Raw genomic sequence first — 17,881 nt, forward strand, 5'->3', positions numbered from 1 at the left:
TGAATTTGATTTCTTGCAAGCATTGTAATAGTCTTTATACATTGCACGGTACGCTTCAAAAGCAGGTTTTAATTTTGCTTTGATGGCTTCAACATCTGATAAGTCTTCGTTTGGATGTAATTCCAAAACCAATGGACTTATTTTCGTTCTCAAAAAGTGGTCCGGACAAGAAGTTCCAAGTGGAGCCAGCTTTTCCAAATCATTTGAGTTGATGAATTCCAAAACTCTTGCATCATCGGTATAATGTCCGATCATTTGACGCTCTGATGAGCAGAATCCTCTTAAGATTGGAGCTACTTTCGCCGCTTTCAAACTTCTTTCTACTCTATCAAGGCTTTGTATTTTTTGTCCTCCAAAAACAGGACCTTTTTTTCCGTAATTATCTTCTAAATAAGTAGCACATTTCTCGATTACTTCAAGGGTGTTGATGTAACTATCATAAGAAGTTTCTCCCCAAGTGAAAAGTCCGTGGGAACCTAACATGATTCCACGTAATTTTTTTCCTTTTTTCTCAGCTTCTTCAAGGCAAGATCTCAATTGTAATCCAAGATCAAAACCCGGACGCTGCCAGCCCACCCAACCGATTTCTCCGTCGAATAATTCTTCTGTGATTTTTGCCCCGTCTTTGGCTGCTGCAATGGCAATAGCGGCATCAGGATGCAGGTGGTCAATATGTTTGAAGGGTAAGAATCCGTGTAATGGTGTATCGATAGATGGTGCTTTTGAAGCCAGATCAAAAATACAGTGGTTGAATAATTCTACCATTTCATCTTCGAATTCGATGCCTCTGTAAACGTTCTCCAGATTACGAAGCCTATCTAAATAAAGTGCCGCACAACCTGATTTGGTTAATGTTCCGATATCTCCACCAGAACCTTTAATCCACATTACTTCTGAGCTTTCTCCCGTTAACGGATCTTTGTCCGTGATCTTAACTGAAGTATTTCCTCCTCCATAATTGGTCAATCGCAAATCAGCTCCCAGTAAGTTGGAACGATAAATGAAAAGCGCTACTTCATCTCCTGCCAAAGCTGCTGCTTTTGACTCATCCCATAAATAGCTTACGTGCTTAAAATCTGTATGTGTGGTTATATCTGACATTTGTATATTGGTTTAATAATAATCTTATGGTGTAAAATAAGAGAATGTAAAAAACATAACTATCCTGTACTATCCTTTACGTATTTGATTGATAACTAAATCTTAACAATTAAACCAAACATCAAAACAGAAAAAACAACTCCAGGAAAAAAGAAGCAAAAAGACATCTAATTACATGAAAATTAGACAGAAAGTCTAAAACCAAATTGGCAAAAATGAAGTAAAAAATAATCTGGAAAAGTGTTTTTGAAATGCTTTCAAAATATACTTATCCTATAGAAATTCTAAAAATTTAACTTAAGTGATTTGTGTTATTTTTTAATTTATTGAAAAATCAAATTTTACAATGAAGAAGGGAGTTTCAAAAATATAGTGCAGAAATAAAAAGTGCTTCCAAATTTTATCAAAAATTGATCGAAAACTTTTGGGAAGCACTTTTTAAAATTTAAGTTTTATCAATTTAAAACTAAAGTTTATAAAATGACGTGACATTTTTATGCCAGATTTTATTTTGATTTTGACCCGAGAATTGAGAAATGTAATCTTCTAAAGTTTTTACTAATTCTGCATAATCTGAAGCCACATTACAAACCGGCCAATCTGATCCAAACATTAATTTATCGGCAGAAAAATTCTCGAAAATGACATCTAAATACGGTTTTAAATCATCCGTTTTCCATTTTTTCCAATCGGCTTCTGTTACCATTCCGGAAATTTTACAAAAGACATTTTCTGCTTTTGAAATTTCCTCAATTCCTTTTTTCCAGGATGAAATAGCACCCGATTTTATATCCGGTTTTGCAATATGATCAATCACAAAAGGCTGATCTGAAAACTGATTGACCAAACTTATTGCAGCCGGTAATTGACTATGAAAAATTAGAATATCATAGGTAAAATTAAATTGTTTCAAAGCAGCGATTCCATTCTGAAAATCTTTTCTCAGCATAAAATCATCCGCTTCGCCCTGAACAACATGTCGAAAACCTTTTATTATTTTATTAGAAGAAAAATGATTTAATCGCTCTTCGATTGTTACACCACGCAAATCTACCCAACCCACGACTCCTTTTATGAAATCATTTTTTGCAGCTAGATTCACCAAAAAATTAGTTTCGTCTTCAGACTGACTTGCCTGAACGGCAACACAGCCTGAAAATTGATTTTCCTGAAGCAAAGGCAAAAGATCTTCGGGCAAAAAATCGCTTTGAATTTTCTGCATAGTCTCATCAATCCAACTGTCTCTTACGGGATCAAATTTCCAAAAATGTTGGTGTGCATCAATTCGGTTATTCATGTGGTATTAATTTACATCGTTGATTAAAGCGCGATCCAAATGTACGTAACCTCCATCAACAAAAACAAATTGTCCTGTGGTGTGCGACGAACGATCTGAAATAATGAACAGTGCTGTATCTGCAATTTCTTCTGTTTGCGTCATTCTTCCTTTTAGCGGAATACTTTTGTTGATTTTTTTCAAAACAGCTTCACCGTCTGGTACTGTTTTAATCCAGTCTTCATACGCCGGCGTATAACTTTCGGCAATAATAATGGCATTCGAACGAATTTCATATTGAATTAAATCAACCGCCCATTCTCTGGTCAATCCTAAAACTCCACCTTTTGCAGCAGCATAACCAGAAGTTCCGCCTTGCCCGGTCAATGCTACTTTTGAACCAATATTCAGAATATTCCCTTTTGATTCTTTTAGATAAGGAAGCGCATATTTCACCAATAGAAAATAACTTACCACATTTAGTTTCAAAGAATTCATGAATTCCTCGTAAGTCGAATCTAAACCTGCTCCATCATTGACACCAACGTTATTAATTACAGCATCTATTCTTCCGTATTTTGCCACTATAGTTTTAACTGCGTTTTCGATTTCAACAGGATCGGTAACATCTGTTTGCACAAACAAAGCGTCGATTCCCTTTTTTTGAAGTGCTTCGGCATAACCAAAACCTCGGCTGTTTCTGTCAACCAATACCGGAATCGCACCTTCATCAGCCAATCGGTTAATGATGGTTTCGCCAATACTGCCTTGTTTTCCTGCCGAACCCGACACGACAACAATTTTATTTTTTAATCTTAAATCCATTTTTTTGTGTGTTAGAAGTAATTTGCAAAATGTGAATTGTGAGTTGTGAGATGTAAAATGAACATTCTATAAACTTAGATTTTTACTTAAAAAAATTACAGTAAATTTTTTTACATGTCACAATTCAAATTTTACAATTCACATTTTACATTTTACTAATAATTTTACTCTATTTCTATCAACGCTTTGATTACATTGTTTTTTGGATCAATTAATTGCCCAAAATCGGTAATCATTTCTGAGAAATTGGTTCTGTGTGTAATGTATTTTTTCGGATCAATTTTACCTGCTTTAAGACATTCCATTACATATTCGAAATCTTCAATAGTCGCATTTCGGCTGCTCATTAAAGTGGATTCTCTTTTATGGAAATCAGGATGACTGAAACTCAATTCTCCTTTTTGAAGTCCAACCAAAACAAATCGGCCTCCGTGAGAAATATAATTAAAGGCACTGTTCATCACTTTTTGGTTTCCTGTTGCGTCAATCACAACATTGGCCATATCGCCATTTGTAATTTCTGCCAGTTTTTGAGCTACATCATCATGCAACGGATTTATGGTTTCATCAGCCTGAAGCGCTTCCTTGCAAAAATTCAATCGGTATTCGTTGATATCCATCACGATTACTTTGGCTCCAGCGATTTTAGCAAACTGAATCAATCCGATACCAATTGGTCCGGCACCCATTACTAAAACCGTATCCGTAGGTTTTACGGCCGCTCTTCGAACTCCGTGCGCCGCAATTGCCAATGGTTCAACCAATGCCAATTCATCATAATCCAAACCTTGACCATGAAGTAAATATTGCTCGGGAATGGTCACATATTCAGCCATTCCGCCATCAATATGAACTCCGAAAACTTTAATATTTACGCAGCAATTGGTTAATCCGTTTCTGCAGGCAACACATTTTCCACAGTTAAAATACGGAATAAAAGTTACTTTATCGCCTGGTTCAAAACCCTTAGCATTTCCTTTCACATATTCTGCAGCAAGTTCATGACCTAAAATCCTTGGATATTCGAAGTAAGGTTGTGTTCCGCCAAAAGCGTGAATATCGGTACCACAAATTCCGATTCTTTTAATCTTCAATAAAACCTCGCCTTCTTTTGGTTCTGGCATTGGTTTTTCTTTCAGAATAAATTCTTGTGGTTTTTCACATACTATAAATTTCATCTTAGAATTTTCTTTTATATTATTTTGAGTATGCAACCGCAGTTTGTTTACTAGTACCCAAACCTTCAATCCCTAATTCGACAACATCTCCTGCTTTAAGATAAATTGGATCTGGCTTAATTCCCAAACCAACTCCCGGAGGCGTTCCTGTACTGATGATATCACCAGGAAGCAAAGTCATAAACTGACTTAAATAGTGCAATAAAAATGGAATTTTGAAAACCAGATTCAACGTGTTACTGTCCTGGAATTTTTTACCGTTTACAGTCAGCCACATGGACAAATTATCAACATCTTTTACTTCATCTTTGGTTGCCAAAAAGGGTCCAAGTGGTGCAAATGTATCGCTTCCTTTTCCTTTTGCCCATTGTCCTCCACGCTCTAATTGAAAAGCTCTTTCACTGTAATCATTTAATAATGCGTAACCTGCAACATAATCCAAAGCTTCTGCTTCTTCTACATAACTTGCTTTTTTACCTACAACAAAAGCCAGTTCCACTTCCCAGTCTGTTTTATCGCTGTTTTTTGGAATGATCAGATTGTCATCTGGTCCACACAAAGAGGTGGTAGATTTAAAAAAGATAATCGGTTCTGTTGGTATCGGTGCACCAGTTTCTTTGCAATGATCTACATAATTCAGTCCGATACAAATTATTTTTGAAGGTCTCGCCACTGGAGAACCTAAACGTACATTGGCATCCACTTCTGGTAAAGTCGGATTACTGTCTAATGCTTTTTGTAATTTCTCTAAACCATTTTCTTCAAAAAAACTTTCGTTAAAATCTGTTACAATTGACGAAACATCATATCTTTTTTCACCAATTAAAACTCCCGGTTTTTCTTTTCCTATTTCTCCAAAACGTATTAATTTCATTTCTTTTTTTTTTAAAGGTTCTGAGGTGCTAAGGGACTAAGATTCTAAGTTTTTTTATCTTAGCATCTTAGTACCTTAGTACCGTTTTAAATTATTTATTTTTCTTTTTTTTTTAAGGTTCTAAGGGACTAAGATTCTCAGGTTGTAAGTCCAAAAAAACCTTAGAATCTTAGTCCCTCAGAACCTTAGCCCCTTTTCCTAATTATTTAACTTAATAAACCCTCCGTCGATTGGGTAATCACTACCTGTGATAAATCCGGCTTCGTCGCTGCATAGGTATAAAGCTAATGCTGCGATTTCATCTGGTTTTCCCATTCTTCCTATTGGTTGTGACTGGGATAATTTTTCGAACATTTCTTCTTCTTTACCAGCGTAATTTTTCGAAATAAAACCATCGACAAAAGGTGTATGAACCCTTGCTGGTGAAATAGAATTACAACGAATATTTTCTTTAATATAATCTTTTGCTACAGATAAAGTCATGGCCATAACGGCTCCTTTTGCTGTAGAATAAGCAAATCGATCCGGAATTCCAACCCAGGCTGCAATTGAAGCCATGTTGATAATAACACCGCCATTTGAAAGTCGGAATTGTGGAATCGCGGCAAACAAACAATTGTAAACTCCTTTTACATTTACCTCCATAACACGATCAAAATCGGCTGCTGGTGTAGTATCTACTTTTCCAACATGCGCGATTCCGGCGTTATTAATCAGAATATTGATGTTGCCAATTTTTTCAAATGTTGCTAAAACTTCTTCCTGACTGGCTACGTTACAGGCATGTGAAAATGCAGTTCCTCCTTCTTTTAGAATTTCGTCTAATGCGTCTTTGGCACTTTCGATCGTTAAATCTACAATGTGAACTTCTGCTCCCTGCTTTGCGAACAAAGTAGCAATTGCTCTACCTATTCCGCTTCCACCACCCGTTATTACGGCTTTTTTATTTTTTAATGAAAACATTTTTATCGTTTTTAAGTCTTTTAAATATCGTTTTTGCTTTTAAAAATTTATCTAAAATTAATAAATGTAAAAAACACAATTACAAAAGTATATTTTAATATTAATATTTGAGATATATTTTCATCTGAATCTCCCAAAATGACTAAACTTTAATATATTATAACACTTTTTATCAAATTTGTAAAAAAATTCTAACTTACTTCCACATACTTCAAAAAACTACTGTTAATAAACTCCTCATCTATTGTTCAATTCAATCTTATTTCTATTTTTGTAATTGTATTTTTTACATTTATTAATTTCTGAATAAAATCATCCATATAAATTTTATTAAAAATGACAATATTAAAAGGGATAACCTGGAATCATACAAGAGGTTTATTGCCAATGGTCGCAACAGCTCAGCGTTTTACAGAATTAAATCCCGGAGTTGAGATTACCTGGGAGAAAAGAAGCTTACAGGAATTTGCAGATGCTTCTATCGAAGATTTAGCCAAGCGATTTGACTTGCTTGTGATCGATCATCCGTGGACAGGCTTTGGAGCACACTCTAAAACTATCTTGCCCTTATCAGATTATTTATCAACAGAATATATAAAAGATCAGGAACTAAATACCGTTGGACGCTCTTACGGAAGTTATGTTTTTGATAACAAATTGTGGGCATTACCAATCGATGCAGCAACACCAGTCGCAGCAGCCCGATTAGACATTCTAGAAAAACAAGGTTTAAAAGTGCCGCAGACTTATGATGATTTATTGGCGTTAGCAAAAAAAGGACTAGTGGCTTTTGCCGGAATTCCGGTAGACGTTTTAATGAGCTTTTATATGTTTTGCTGCAGTTTGGGTGAAGCGCCTTTTCAATCGACAGAAAAAGTTATTTCTCCTGAAACAGGAAAAAAAGCGTTGCAAATGTTCAGGGAATTGGCACAATTAATTGATACGGCCAACTTCAACCGAAATCCAATTCAGGTGTATGAAGCCATGGTAAACTCAGACGAAATTGCCTATTGTCCATTTGCTTACGGATATTCAAATTATTCAAGAACAGGATATAGCCAAAAATTACTTCATTTTTATGATTTAGTTCGTTTGAATGATCAACCAATGATCAGCTCTTTGGGCGGAACCGGATTAGCGGTTTCTTCTTTCAGCAAACATATTCCGGAAGCTATTAAATATGCAGAATTTACAGGATCTTCTCAGGTTCAGCAAAATGTTTTTGCAGATAATGGCGGACAACCCGGACATCTTCAGGCGTGGAAAAGTGAAAGAATCAATTCGGTAACACATGATTATTTCAAAAACACTCTGCCAACTTTAGAAAGAGCTTTTTTACGACCTAGATATTCCGGACATATGTACTTTCAGGATCATGCGGGTGATATTGTTCGTAATTATTTGATGCATGGCGGAGATGAAAATTTGGTTTTAGAAGAAATGAATTCGCTTTACGCGAAATCTTTAAACTTAGTTACAACATGAAACCATTAGAAGGATTAGTTGTTTTAGAATTCTGTCAGTTTTTGGCAGGGCCTTCTGCCGGATTAAAATTAGCTGATTTAGGTGCGCGCGTTATCAAAATTGAGCGCCCGATAAAAGGCGAAGCTTGCAGACAATTAAGTATTAAAGATCTTTTTGTTGATGACAGCAGTTTGTTGTTTCATACTATCAACAGAAATAAAGAGTCATTTGCTGCCGATCTTAAGAATCCGGAAGACTTAATTCTGATAAAAAAATTAATCGCCAAAGCTGATATTATGACCCACAATTTCAGACCAGGCGTGATGGAAAAAATAGGACTAGATTTCAGCGAAAGCTTAACTCTCAACCCAAAAATAATATACGGAACCATTACCGGTTACGGAAATATTGGTCCTTGGGCAAAAAAGCCGGGACAAGATTTATTGCTCCAATCGCTTTCCGGATTAAGCTGGTTAAGCGGTAGAAAAAATCAGGGACCAGTTCCATTTGGATTAGCTGTAGCCGATTTAATGTGCGGAAATCATTTTGTACAGGGAATTTTGGCGGCTTTATTAAAAAGAGCTAAAACCGGAAAAGGAGTTTTGGTAGAAGTAAGTTTATTAGAATCTGTTTTGGATGTTCAGTTCGAAGCGATTACTTCTTTCTTAAATGACGGCGGACAATTGCCGGAAAGAGGTGATGTTAAAGGAAGTGCGCATGCTTTTCTAAGTGCGCCTTATGGAGTTTATCAAACTCAGGATGGCTTTATTTCATTGGCAATGGGAGATTTGCTTTTCATTGGAAATACTTTAGGAGTTGATTTAAGTAAATACGCTGACAAACAGGATTGGTTTACTTTCAGAGATGAAATCAGAGAATTGTTAGCTGAAAAACTAGCAACCCAAACATCAGATTATTGGTTACAGGCACTTCAAGAAGAAGGAATCTGGTGCGGAAAAGTCCTTAATTATGAAGAATTAGACAATCAGCCTTTTGTAAACGAATTGCAATTGAAACAAACGGTTCAAAATGCTACCGGAGAGAAACTGGTTACAACACGAAGCCCAATTCAGCTTGACGGAAAAATTTTAACCAGTACAAAAGCTGCTCCATCCGTTGGAGAAGATAATATAAAAATACACGAACAATTTTTAAGCGAATGAAACCTTTAGAAGATTATTTAATAGTAGATTTTAGCCAGTTTCTTTCAGGCCCGTCGGCAAGTTTACGATTGGCTGATTTGGGCGCGCGCGTGATAAAAATTGAAAAACCAGGAGCGGGAGATATCTGCCGAACCTTATATACTTCTGATTTGATTATGAACGGAGAATCTTCTGTTTTTCATACGATCAACAGAAACAAAGAATCTTTTGCAATTGATTTCAAACAACCGGAAGAACTTGAAAAAATAAAAAAATTATTGGCTAAAGCCGATGTTGTCATGCATAATTTCAGGCCCGGCGTAATGGAACGTGTGGGTTTAAGCTATGAAGATGTCAAAACGATAAATCCAAACGTAATTTATGGTTCAATCTCTGGTTTTGGTACTCATCCTGATTTAAAAAAATTACCGGGACAAGATTTATTATTACAATCCTTAACGGCACTAACATGGTTAAGTGGAAATCAGGAAGATGGTCCGGTTCCTATGGGATTATCGATTGTTGATATGTTGGCCGGAGCACATTTGGCTCAGGGAATTTTAGCCGCTTTGTATCGAAAAGCGACCCAAAATATCGGAGCTTCGGTTCAGGTCAGTATGCTGGAATCTGCCTTTGATTTTCAGTTCGAAACCATTACTACCTTTTTTAATGACGGAGGAGAATTACCTGTTCGAACTAAAACTAATAATGCACATGCTTATTTGGGTGCGCCTTACGGAATTTACAAAACCAACAATGGCTTTTTAGCCATGGCAATGGGTTCAATTCCTGTTTTAGCTTCACTTTTAAAATGTGAGGCATTATTACAATTTCCTGAAAATAAATTTCATTTAAGAGATGAAATCAAAAATATTTTAGCGGATCATTTACAAACTCAGAATACCGATTTTTGGCTAAATATCTTAGAACCGGCAGATATTTGGTGTGCAGGCGTTTTAAACTATCAAGAGCTTTTTGCTGAAGAAGGATTTAAAGTTTTAGATTTTACGCAGAAAGTTCAAATGTTAGATGGTTACTCCTATCAAACAACAAGATGTCCGATTAAAATTGATGGTGAATATTTAACTTCTGGAAAAGGTTCTCCAAAATTAGGGCAAGACAATGAAAAAATTATTAAAGAATTTATCGCTGTCTAAATGGAAAAGTTAAGAATTGCAGTTAGAAAATTTGATCCTTTTGAAAGTACGCTGAAAAAGCTATGGGATTTGTTTTGCCTTAAAAATAATATTCAGATTGAAGCTGAAATGATTCCGTTAGAATTGCACGATCTTTATGAAGAAACCATTACTAAAGAAGGTTTAAAAAAAGGAAAATGGGACATTGCCCACATCAATACCGATTGGATTTTTGATGCTGTCAATGAAAAAGCAGTTCTTGATTTAACCTCGTTAATCAATCAAAATCCACCAAAAGATTATCCCGAAGGATGGCATCAATCCTTGTTGAATTTACAGCAAATTAACAAAGGAACTTATGGATTACCTTTTCATGATGGACCTGAATGTTTGATTTTTAGAAAGGATTTATTTGAAAATATTATCGAAAAAGAAAACTTCAAAAATCAATTTGGTTATGAATTGCATCCACCAAAAACATGGGAGCAATTTGTTCAGATAGCGGAGTTTTTCAATCGTCCGGAAGAAAATTTATATGGCTGTGTTTTTGCGAATTACCCAGACGGTCACAATATGATTTTTGATTTTTGCCTGCAATTATGGACAAGAGGCGGATCTTTACTAAACGATAAAAATCAGATTGATATTAATCATTCCGCAGCAATTGAAGCTTTAGATTTTTATAGAAATATTGTAAACAATAAAAAGGCCATTCACCCAAAATCGAAAAGTTTTGGATCTGTTGAAGCTGGTTTGGCTTTCGCCGAAGGAGAAGCTGCAATGGCAATTAACTGGTTTGGTTTTGCTTCGATGTGTGAAGTGATTCCCGAATCAAAAGTAAAAGGCAAAGTCGATATTACTGAACTTCCCTCCAATCCCAATCACAAAACCGCTTCCCTAAATGTTTATTGGTTGTATACAATTGGCATTGGAAGTAAACAAAAAGAATTGGCGTACGATTTTTTACGATTTGCGACCTCTCCAAAAAGTGATAAATTATTAACCAATGAAGGCGGAATTGGATGCAGAAAATCAACCTGGAATGATATTGAAATCAATAAAACTATTCCATTTTATCACAAACTCGAAATGCTGCACGAAAACGCATTGACTTTACCGCAAACTCCAATTTGGCCAAAAGTGACAGGACTAATAGATCAAATGGTTTTGAAAGCAATTGAAAGTGATATTCCATCTGAAAAACTAATAGCAGAAACTCAGAATAAAATTGAAAATATAACGCACTAACATCTTTGTCCAAGTTTTAACCAGGAAACCCAAAAACTTAGCAAATCAGAGCCTTAGTAGCTTAGAACCTTTAAAATAAAAATTATGAATATCCCATATAAACCTTTATTACCCGAAACGGATCAACCCATAATTATTATTGGGGCAAGCGGTATTGTAAAAGATGCGCATTTGCCTGCTTATGAAATGGCTGGTTTTACCGTCTTTGGAATTACCAACAGAACGATTTCAAAAGCACATGATTTGGCAAAACAATTTAAAATTGCACATGTTTTTGAAAATGTTGCCGATGCTGTTCAACGCGCGCCTGCAAATGCTGTTTATGATATTACGGTGCTGCCTGATCAATATATCGAAATTTTAGAACAACTTCCTGATGGTGCAGCAGTGCTTATTCAGAAACCAATGGGAAATGATTTAGCACAAGCCCGTGAAATTGTTGCTGTTTGTGAAAGGAAAAATTTAGTTGCCGGGATTAATTTTCAATTGCGCTTTGCCTCTTTTGTGAGTGCAGCCAGATATCTAATCAATAAAGGGATTATTGGCGAATTGTATGATTTGGAAGTTAAAGTTACTGTTAATACACCATGGGAATTGTTTCCTCTTATCAAAGAACATCCTAGATTGGAAATTCTTTTTCATAGTGTTCATTATATTGATTGCATCCGTTCTTTTCTGGGAAATCCAAAAGGTGTGATGGCAAAAACAGCCAAACATCCTTTAAAAAAACTATCTTCTTGCCGCTCAACCATTATTTTAGATTATGCCGAAGACAAACATGTTGTCATCAATACGAATCACGATCACCATTTTGGCCCAAAACATGAAGAAAGTTACATTAAATGGGAAGGAACAAAAGGTGCCATTAAAGCAAAAATGGGCCTATTGATGAATTATCCTGATGGATTGCCAGATGAATTTGAATATTCAGTAACAAATGAAAATGGTGAATACGAATGGAAGAAAGTTGAACTAGAAGGTTCATGGTTTCCGGAAGCATTCATCGGAACAATGTCAAACTTAATGCGTTTCAAAGAAGGTTCTGATACCAAATTATTAGCAAGTGTTCAGGATGTTTTGGACACAATGAAAGTAGTCGAAGCCTGCTATATCAGTAATAAAAGTGGTGGAGTTTCATTAGAACAATTATAATTTTTTCACCATATAAGTTATATAAGTGCATCTAACTCAGTTTGTATAGAAAAAATAAATCATATAAGAAGTAAAAATAATAAACCATAAAACTTAAATAAGCTCTCTTAAGCTTTACGCAAAGCAATTAAAATGAACTTATATAACTTATATGGTGAAAACAAAAAAACTATGTATTTCAAATCAACATTTTTTGAAGATTATCAAATTGGTGACAAACGTGTCACTTTTGGGAGAACGATTACCGAAACTGATTTTGTAGTTCACGCCGGCCACACAGGAGATTTTTTTCCACACCATATGGATGAAGAATGGTGTAAAACACAACCTTTTGGACAACGCATCGCACATGGAACTATGGTTTTCAGCATTGGCATCGGCTTGACCGCGTCAGAAATAAATCCGGAGGCTTTTTCTAAAGGTTACGATCGTATGCGATTTGTAAAACCGGTGCATATTGGTGACACAATCCATTCTGAAATTACGATTTCAGAAAAAGGAGAAGCCAAAAAACCAGACATGGGAACCGTAACAGAACACGTAGAAATTATCAATCAACGTGGTGAAGTTGTTCTGGTTTGTGATCATTTATTATTAGTAAAAAAGAATCTTTAATTTGAGGTACAAAGGTTCAAAGTGACAAAGCAATAAAGTTGATCAAACAAAATTAACTTTTACCTCTGAGCCTGTGAACCTTTGCATCTCTGAACCTTTAACAAAAACTAACCAATGCAAATAACCAATCAAATTGGCGACCAACATGAAGTCGCTACAGAAAAAGGAACTGGAACAAAATACCTTTTGCCTTTTATCTTAATTACCAGCTTATTTTTCCTTTGGGGAATGGCTCACAATCTGGATTCTATTTTAATTCCACATTTAAAAAAAGCCTGCGAACTAAACAATCGTCAATCTACATTGATTGATACCTCTGTCTTTTTTGCTTATTTTATTATGGCTATTCCAGCCGGAATGCTAATCAAACGATTTGGTTATAAAAACAGTATTATTACAGGTTTGTTAGTTTTTGCAACAGGAGCTTTTTTATTCGTTCCTGCCGCAAACACCAGAACATATGAATTATTTTTATTTGCCTTATTTGTAATTGGGTGTGGATTAACCATTTTAGAAACCAGTGCAAATCCATACGCTGCTATTTTAGGACCTGCTGAATCATCATCAAAAAGATTGAATTTAGCTGCTTCATTCAATGGCTTAGCGGCTATGGTCGCGCCAATTGTTGGTTCACTTTTTATCTTATCAGGAAAAACACTTACTCCAGAACAAATGGCAGCAATGCCGGATGCTACAAAATCAGCCTATTTACTAGAAGAAGCATCTTCCGTAAAATTGCCTTATATTATTTTAGGGAGCGTATTGGTTTTAGTGGCAATACTATTTTATTTCATGCATTTGCCCTCCATGAAACCACAACATACAGAAGTCGAAGTTAAACCAGGCTTTTTCTCTGTTTTAAAATTCTCTCATTTGAGTTGGGCAGTGGTTGCTCAGTTTTTTTATGTGGGAGCTCAGGTTTGCATTACAAGTTTCTTTATCAGAATTGCACAGCAAGGTGCAGGATTAGATGAAAAAACAGCCGGATATTATCTTGGTATTTATGGTTTTCTTTTTATGGCCGGACGTTTTATCGGAACCTTCTTTTTGAAATTCGTTAAAGATTATGTTTTGCTTTCCATCTATTGCGTAATTAGTATTTTATTGTGTTTGGTTGCTATCTATGGAACCGGAATTTATGTTATTTATGCGCTTGGCGGTATCGGTTTTTTTATGTCCATTATGTTTCCAACTATTTTCTCTTTAGGTCTTGTCGGATTAAAATCAAATACAGAAACAGGTTCATCATGGTTAGTAATGTCAATCGTAGGTGGAGCCATTTTACCTTACGGAATGGGAACTTTAATCGATATGAATCATGACGACATTCAATCAGGATATATCATTCCTTTAGTATGTTTTATTATCATTCTTTCATTTGGAGTTTTTGGACATAAAGTAAAAACTCAGGTTTCAGCATAATTAATTTTCATTTTTCATAAATTACCAAGGTGTTTTTCTTAATTGAAACAACAACCTTGGTAATTCCATTTTAAATCAAATTTCAGATGAAAAAAACGTTTCCAATTCTTTTATTGTTGCTCGCAGTAAGCAGCACAATATTCGCTCAAAAAGGTAAAAAAGCTACTTATGATATTATTGTAGCCAAAGACGGAAGTGGAAATTTCACCAAAGTTCAGAATGCATTTGATGCAGTTCCGGATAACAATTCAAAGCGAACTATAATTTTTGTAAGGCCAGGAATCTATAAAGAAAAATTGAAATTGGTTTCCACTAAGAAAAATGTGACCTTAATTGGAGACTCTTATAAAACTACTATTCTGACTTATGATGATTATGCCGAGATAGCGGGTGGCACAAGCAAATCATTTAGTACCTTGATTGAAGCAGATGATTTTTATGCCGAGAATATTACTTTTGAAAATACGATAGACAGCAATTTATCTCAATATAAAAAAGGAGGCCAGGCAGTAGCCTTAATGGTTAATGGCGATAAAACTATATTTCACAATTGCAAAATAAGCGGCTTTCAAGATACTTTTTACCTAAAAGCAAACAAGAGAACCTATATTAAAGATTGTATCATTGACGGCACTACAGATTTTATTTTCGGATCTGCTATAGCTCTATTTGAAAACTGTTTCATCCAAAGTAAAAGAGATTCTTTTATTACAGCCAGTAATCAGGATGTCGGAAAAAATAAATATGGTTTTGTATTTAAGGATTGTGTTATAATGGCAAATCCAAAAAAAGAAGCAACAAAAGTTTCGCTGGGAAGACCATGGGGTGCGGGCGCCAATGTAGTTTTCGTCAATTGTTTTGAAGAATCGCATATTATCCCTGAAGGCTGGTCTGTATGGTCCAAAGATCCTGAACATAAAGCCTACAATAATTGGAAAACTACTTTTTATGCCGAATATAATTGTTACGGCCCAGGTTATAAACCAGCCAATCGAATCGAATGGTCGCATCAATTAAATGAAACTGAAGCTGCACAATATACTAGAGAAAAAATATTTGCAGCGAATACAACAACCGCAAATAATCTTGAAACAAATTGGATTCCAATAATAGAAAATGAGGAGTGTAAATCTATATTGCCTTCAAAAAAAGCTAAAGAAGCAGACTCACTCTTGAAAAAAGGGTTTTAGTTACTCCATAAAACCTTTAATAATTCCACGTTTAGATTCTTTTACAAAAGTTAAAATTCTATCGCGTTCTATTGTTTGTTTGCATAAACTTGCTATTAGTTCTAAAGCAAAGATTGTGTTTCTTCTTTCCAAAAAAAGGATTTTATAAATCTCTTTGAGCTCATTCATTTTCTCTGACTCAAAGCCTCTTCTTTTTAATCCAACAATATTTAAACCAACATAACTCAATGGATCACGTGCTGCAGTTATGTACGGTGGAATATCTTTTACAACACGGCTTAAACCACTAATCATTGCATGATCTCCAATGATCGAAAATTGATGTATCGCTGTAAGGCCGCTAATATTAGCCCAATCTCCAACTACAACTTCACCAGCCATGCCAACACTAAATCCAATAATACAATTATTCCCAATTTGACAATCATGACCAATATGAGCATTAGACATAAATAAGTTATTATTTCCAATACTAGTTTTACCCTTTGATGAAGTTCCTTTGTTAATCGTTACAAACTCCCGAATAATAGTATTGTTTCCAATCTCCAATAAAGTATTCTCACCTCTGTATTTCAAATCCTGAGGAATTCCTCCTAGTACAGCACCGGAATGTATCTGGCAATTTTTACCGATTCTTGTTCCATTAAGAATAGAAACATTATTCGCAATCCAGGTATTATCACCAATTACAACATCATCATCAATTGTGCTAAAGTTACCTATATGAACATTATTACCTATTATCGCCTTTTTTCCAATTATCGTATTCTTCAATTTACATTTCTTTTAATAAAGGCAAAGTTGAATTAAAAACAAATGAATTTTATTGATCTAAAGTCAATTAATTGAAGCTCGTATTCTACTTAAAGTTTCCTGACTTACCCCAATTAGAGAAGCAATATGTTTCATCTTACTTCTTAAAATAATCTGTGGAAATGATTCCAAAAGATAAGTATATTTCTCTTGTGCATTCATTTGTCTGAATACATGATGAAACTCATTAATTTTAGAAAGATATAGCCTAAGCTGTTTAATATGGAACTTTAAAAATAACGGATATTCCAAGAGAATTAATTCATCCGAATAGGATAAAGAATAGAGAATAGTTTCTTCGCAAGCCTGAAAACTTTCAAATGAAGGTTTCTGCTCAAAAAAACTACTCAATGAAGTAACAAATTGATTATCGGTATAAACCCATTTTGTAATTTCAGTACCCTCTTCATGACAAAATCGTCGAATCGCACCAGATTTGATAAAATATACTTTTCCACATATTTTACCTTCCATAATAATGAATTCATCTTTCTTAAACTTTTCCTCAACAAAATATTTCTTTATTGCATTCTCTGTTTCCAGATCCATTTCTTGAAAGCTATTGATTACTTTAATTAATTCAGTCATAACTTTAATAATTTCCAGCTAATTTACCAATATAATTAAAGAAAGCATTTTAAAGTTATCAAGCTAAATAATAATTCTGCCTACTTCATTTAATCGTTTATAAATAAAATACGTTTGTAATTTTGAAGTAAAAAATAAGGAACCGGATATGAATAATCTGGGCGTTTCCCTCCGGGCCGGGCTGTCCGCTATATCTTTTGCGATAGACGTTTTGGGTTGGAAAAGAAGTTTCGGGTGTCGCAAAAGGATGCCGCTCCCATCCCTAACGCAGTCTACGGCAAAAAGGAAGTATTGTTTTCAAAAGAAATTCCAACTTTTAAATCCCAAATTCCAATATAGACCGTGAAAGATTTGTTTTCACTTTCAGAAAAAACTTTTATGCAGCAACTGCTATTTAACCGCAAAGCACACAAAGAGCTACGCAAAGCTCGCCAAGTTATAACACACAGCTTTGCGAACTTGATAAAGACAACAGTAAACACAAAGAAAAACGGCCTTCGCGCTCTTTGCGGTTAAAAATCTTACCACAAAGAACGCAAAGGGATACGCAAAACTCGCAAAGTTACACCCCACAACTTTGCGAACTTAATAAAGACAATCACAAACACAAAGAGAAAAAATTCTTTGCGCTCTTTGCGGTTAAAAATCTTACCGCAAAGAACGCAAAGGGATACGCAAAACTCGCAAAGTTATAACACACAGCTTTGCGAGCTTAATAAAGACAACCACAAACACAAAAAAAAAAATCTTTGCGCTCTTTGCGGTTAAAAATCTTACCGCAAAGAACGCAAAGAATTACGCAAAGCTCGCAAAGTTATAACACACAGCTTTGCGAACTTAATAAAGACAACTACAAACACAAAGAAAAAAAAATTCTTTGCGCACTTTGCGGTT

At 35.1% G+C, this 17,881-nt stretch carries 16 protein-coding genes; 8 read left to right on the forward strand and 8 right to left on the reverse strand.

Annotation, left to right across the window (positions count from 1 at the left end; all coding sequences use genetic code 11):
- The 6 genes from B0A65_RS22305 to B0A65_RS22330 form a co-directional block, all read right to left on the reverse strand.
- A partial coding sequence (locus B0A65_RS22305; RefSeq protein ID WP_207556484.1) for a class II aldolase/adducin family protein occupies positions 1-1,101 on the reverse strand: 1,101 nt, incomplete at its 3' end.
- Between the two features lie 466 nt (positions 1,102-1,567).
- On the reverse strand, positions 1,568-2,398 hold the full coding sequence (locus B0A65_RS22310; protein ID WP_074664182.1) for an amidohydrolase family protein: 831 nt from the start codon (positions 2,396-2,398) through the stop codon (positions 1,568-1,570).
- Positions 2,399-2,404: 6 nt separating this feature from the next.
- The gene (locus B0A65_RS22315) at positions 2,405-3,202 is read right to left on the reverse strand and encodes an SDR family oxidoreductase (RefSeq protein ID WP_074664184.1); all 798 of its coding nucleotides are present in this window, start codon (positions 3,200-3,202) and stop codon (positions 2,405-2,407) included.
- A gap of 164 nt (positions 3,203-3,366) precedes the next feature.
- Complete coding sequence (locus B0A65_RS22320; RefSeq protein WP_074664186.1) at positions 3,367-4,380, reverse strand: zinc-binding alcohol dehydrogenase family protein; 1,014 nt, start codon at positions 4,378-4,380, stop codon at positions 3,367-3,369.
- Between the two features lie 19 nt (positions 4,381-4,399).
- The gene (locus tag B0A65_RS22325; protein WP_089069667.1) at positions 4,400-5,254 is read right to left on the reverse strand and encodes a fumarylacetoacetate hydrolase family protein; all 855 of its coding nucleotides are present in this window, start codon (positions 5,252-5,254) and stop codon (positions 4,400-4,402) included.
- Between the two features lie 198 nt (positions 5,255-5,452).
- Positions 5,453-6,217 carry an SDR family NAD(P)-dependent oxidoreductase gene (locus B0A65_RS22330; protein ID WP_089069668.1) on the reverse strand — a complete coding sequence of 255 codons (765 nt, stop codon included), beginning with the start codon at positions 6,215-6,217 and terminating at the stop codon, positions 5,453-5,455.
- Between the two features lie 336 nt (positions 6,218-6,553).
- Between B0A65_RS22330 and B0A65_RS22335 the strand changes: the two genes are divergently transcribed.
- From B0A65_RS22335 to B0A65_RS22370, 8 genes are all read left to right on the forward strand, one after another.
- Positions 6,554-7,702 (forward strand): ABC transporter substrate-binding protein, encoded by a 1,149-nt coding sequence (locus tag B0A65_RS22335; protein ID WP_074664161.1) that lies wholly within the window; start codon positions 6,554-6,556, stop codon positions 7,700-7,702.
- Positions 7,699-8,844, forward strand: a complete 1,146-nt coding sequence (locus B0A65_RS22340; RefSeq protein ID WP_074664163.1) for a CaiB/BaiF CoA transferase family protein — start codon at positions 7,699-7,701, stop codon at positions 8,842-8,844. Before B0A65_RS22335 ends, B0A65_RS22340 begins: the two co-directional genes overlap by 4 nt.
- Positions 8,841-9,980 carry a CaiB/BaiF CoA transferase family protein gene (locus B0A65_RS22345; protein ID WP_074664165.1) on the forward strand — a complete coding sequence of 380 codons (1,140 nt, stop codon included), beginning with the start codon at positions 8,841-8,843 and terminating at the stop codon, positions 9,978-9,980. The genes B0A65_RS22340 and B0A65_RS22345 overlap by 4 nt, the downstream gene beginning before the upstream one ends.
- Positions 9,981-11,207, forward strand: coding sequence for an ABC transporter substrate-binding protein (locus B0A65_RS22350; RefSeq protein WP_074664167.1), 1,227 nt, complete (start codon positions 9,981-9,983; stop codon positions 11,205-11,207). It begins immediately after the preceding gene.
- Positions 11,208-11,291: 84 nt separating this feature from the next.
- Positions 11,292-12,359, forward strand: coding sequence for a Gfo/Idh/MocA family oxidoreductase (locus B0A65_RS22355; protein WP_074664169.1), 1,068 nt, complete (start codon positions 11,292-11,294; stop codon positions 12,357-12,359).
- A gap of 132 nt (positions 12,360-12,491) precedes the next feature.
- Positions 12,492-12,974, forward strand: coding sequence for a MaoC/PaaZ C-terminal domain-containing protein (locus B0A65_RS22360; RefSeq protein WP_242670336.1), 483 nt, complete (start codon positions 12,492-12,494; stop codon positions 12,972-12,974).
- Between the two features lie 114 nt (positions 12,975-13,088).
- Positions 13,089-14,396, forward strand: coding sequence for an L-fucose:H+ symporter permease (gene fucP / locus B0A65_RS22365; RefSeq protein WP_074664171.1), 1,308 nt, complete (start codon positions 13,089-13,091; stop codon positions 14,394-14,396).
- Positions 14,397-14,482: 86 nt separating this feature from the next.
- A complete protein-coding gene (locus B0A65_RS22370) occupies positions 14,483-15,586 on the forward strand; it encodes a pectinesterase family protein (protein ID WP_074664173.1) in 1,104 nt (367 codons plus the stop codon).
- Here B0A65_RS22370 and lpxA read toward each other — a convergent pair whose 3' ends face one another.
- On the reverse strand, positions 15,587-16,360 hold the full coding sequence (lpxA, locus tag B0A65_RS22375) for an acyl-ACP--UDP-N-acetylglucosamine O-acyltransferase (protein ID WP_074664176.1): 774 nt from the start codon (positions 16,358-16,360) through the stop codon (positions 15,587-15,589). It abuts the gene before it with no gap.
- A gap of 63 nt (positions 16,361-16,423) precedes the next feature.
- Complete coding sequence (locus tag B0A65_RS22380; protein WP_242670337.1) at positions 16,424-16,948, reverse strand: Crp/Fnr family transcriptional regulator; 525 nt, start codon at positions 16,946-16,948, stop codon at positions 16,424-16,426.
- Between the last annotated feature and the right edge of the window lie 933 nt (positions 16,949-17,881).

It is taken from the genome of Flavobacterium frigidimaris (assembly GCF_002217275.1).
Classification (GTDB): domain Bacteria; phylum Bacteroidota; class Bacteroidia; order Flavobacteriales; family Flavobacteriaceae; genus Flavobacterium; species Flavobacterium aquidurense.

Excerpts from the sequence above, each read along its gene's own strand:
- B0A65_RS22310 (WP_074664182.1), bottom strand. The coding sequence starts at position 2,398 with ATGAATAACCGAATTGATGCACACCAACATTTTTGGAAATTTGATCCC.
- B0A65_RS22315 (WP_074664184.1), bottom strand. The coding sequence starts at position 3,202 with ATGGATTTAAGATTAAAAAATAAAATTGTTGTCGTGTCGGGTTCGGCA.
- B0A65_RS22320 (WP_074664186.1), bottom strand. The coding sequence starts at position 4,380 with ATGAAATTTATAGTATGTGAAAAACCACAAGAATTTATTCTGAAAGAA.
- B0A65_RS22325 (WP_089069667.1), bottom strand. The coding sequence starts at position 5,254 with ATGAAATTAATACGTTTTGGAGAAATAGGAAAAGAAAAACCGGGAGTT.
- B0A65_RS22330 (WP_089069668.1), bottom strand. The coding sequence starts at position 6,217 with ATGTTTTCATTAAAAAATAAAAAAGCCGTAATAACGGGTGGTGGAAGC.
- B0A65_RS22335 (WP_074664161.1), top strand. The coding sequence starts at position 6,554 with ATGACAATATTAAAAGGGATAACCTGGAATCATACAAGAGGTTTATTG.
- B0A65_RS22340 (WP_074664163.1), top strand. The coding sequence starts at position 7,699 with ATGAAACCATTAGAAGGATTAGTTGTTTTAGAATTCTGTCAGTTTTTG.
- B0A65_RS22345 (WP_074664165.1), top strand. The coding sequence starts at position 8,841 with ATGAAACCTTTAGAAGATTATTTAATAGTAGATTTTAGCCAGTTTCTT.
- B0A65_RS22350 (WP_074664167.1), top strand. The coding sequence starts at position 9,981 with ATGGAAAAGTTAAGAATTGCAGTTAGAAAATTTGATCCTTTTGAAAGT.
- B0A65_RS22355 (WP_074664169.1), top strand. The coding sequence starts at position 11,292 with ATGAATATCCCATATAAACCTTTATTACCCGAAACGGATCAACCCATA.
- B0A65_RS22360 (WP_242670336.1), top strand. The coding sequence starts at position 12,492 with ATGAACTTATATAACTTATATGGTGAAAACAAAAAAACTATGTATTTC.
- fucP (WP_074664171.1), top strand. The coding sequence starts at position 13,089 with ATGCAAATAACCAATCAAATTGGCGACCAACATGAAGTCGCTACAGAA.
- B0A65_RS22370 (WP_074664173.1), top strand. The coding sequence starts at position 14,483 with ATGAAAAAAACGTTTCCAATTCTTTTATTGTTGCTCGCAGTAAGCAGC.
- B0A65_RS22380 (WP_242670337.1), bottom strand. The coding sequence starts at position 16,948 with ATGGATCTGGAAACAGAGAATGCAATAAAGAAATATTTTGTTGAGGAA.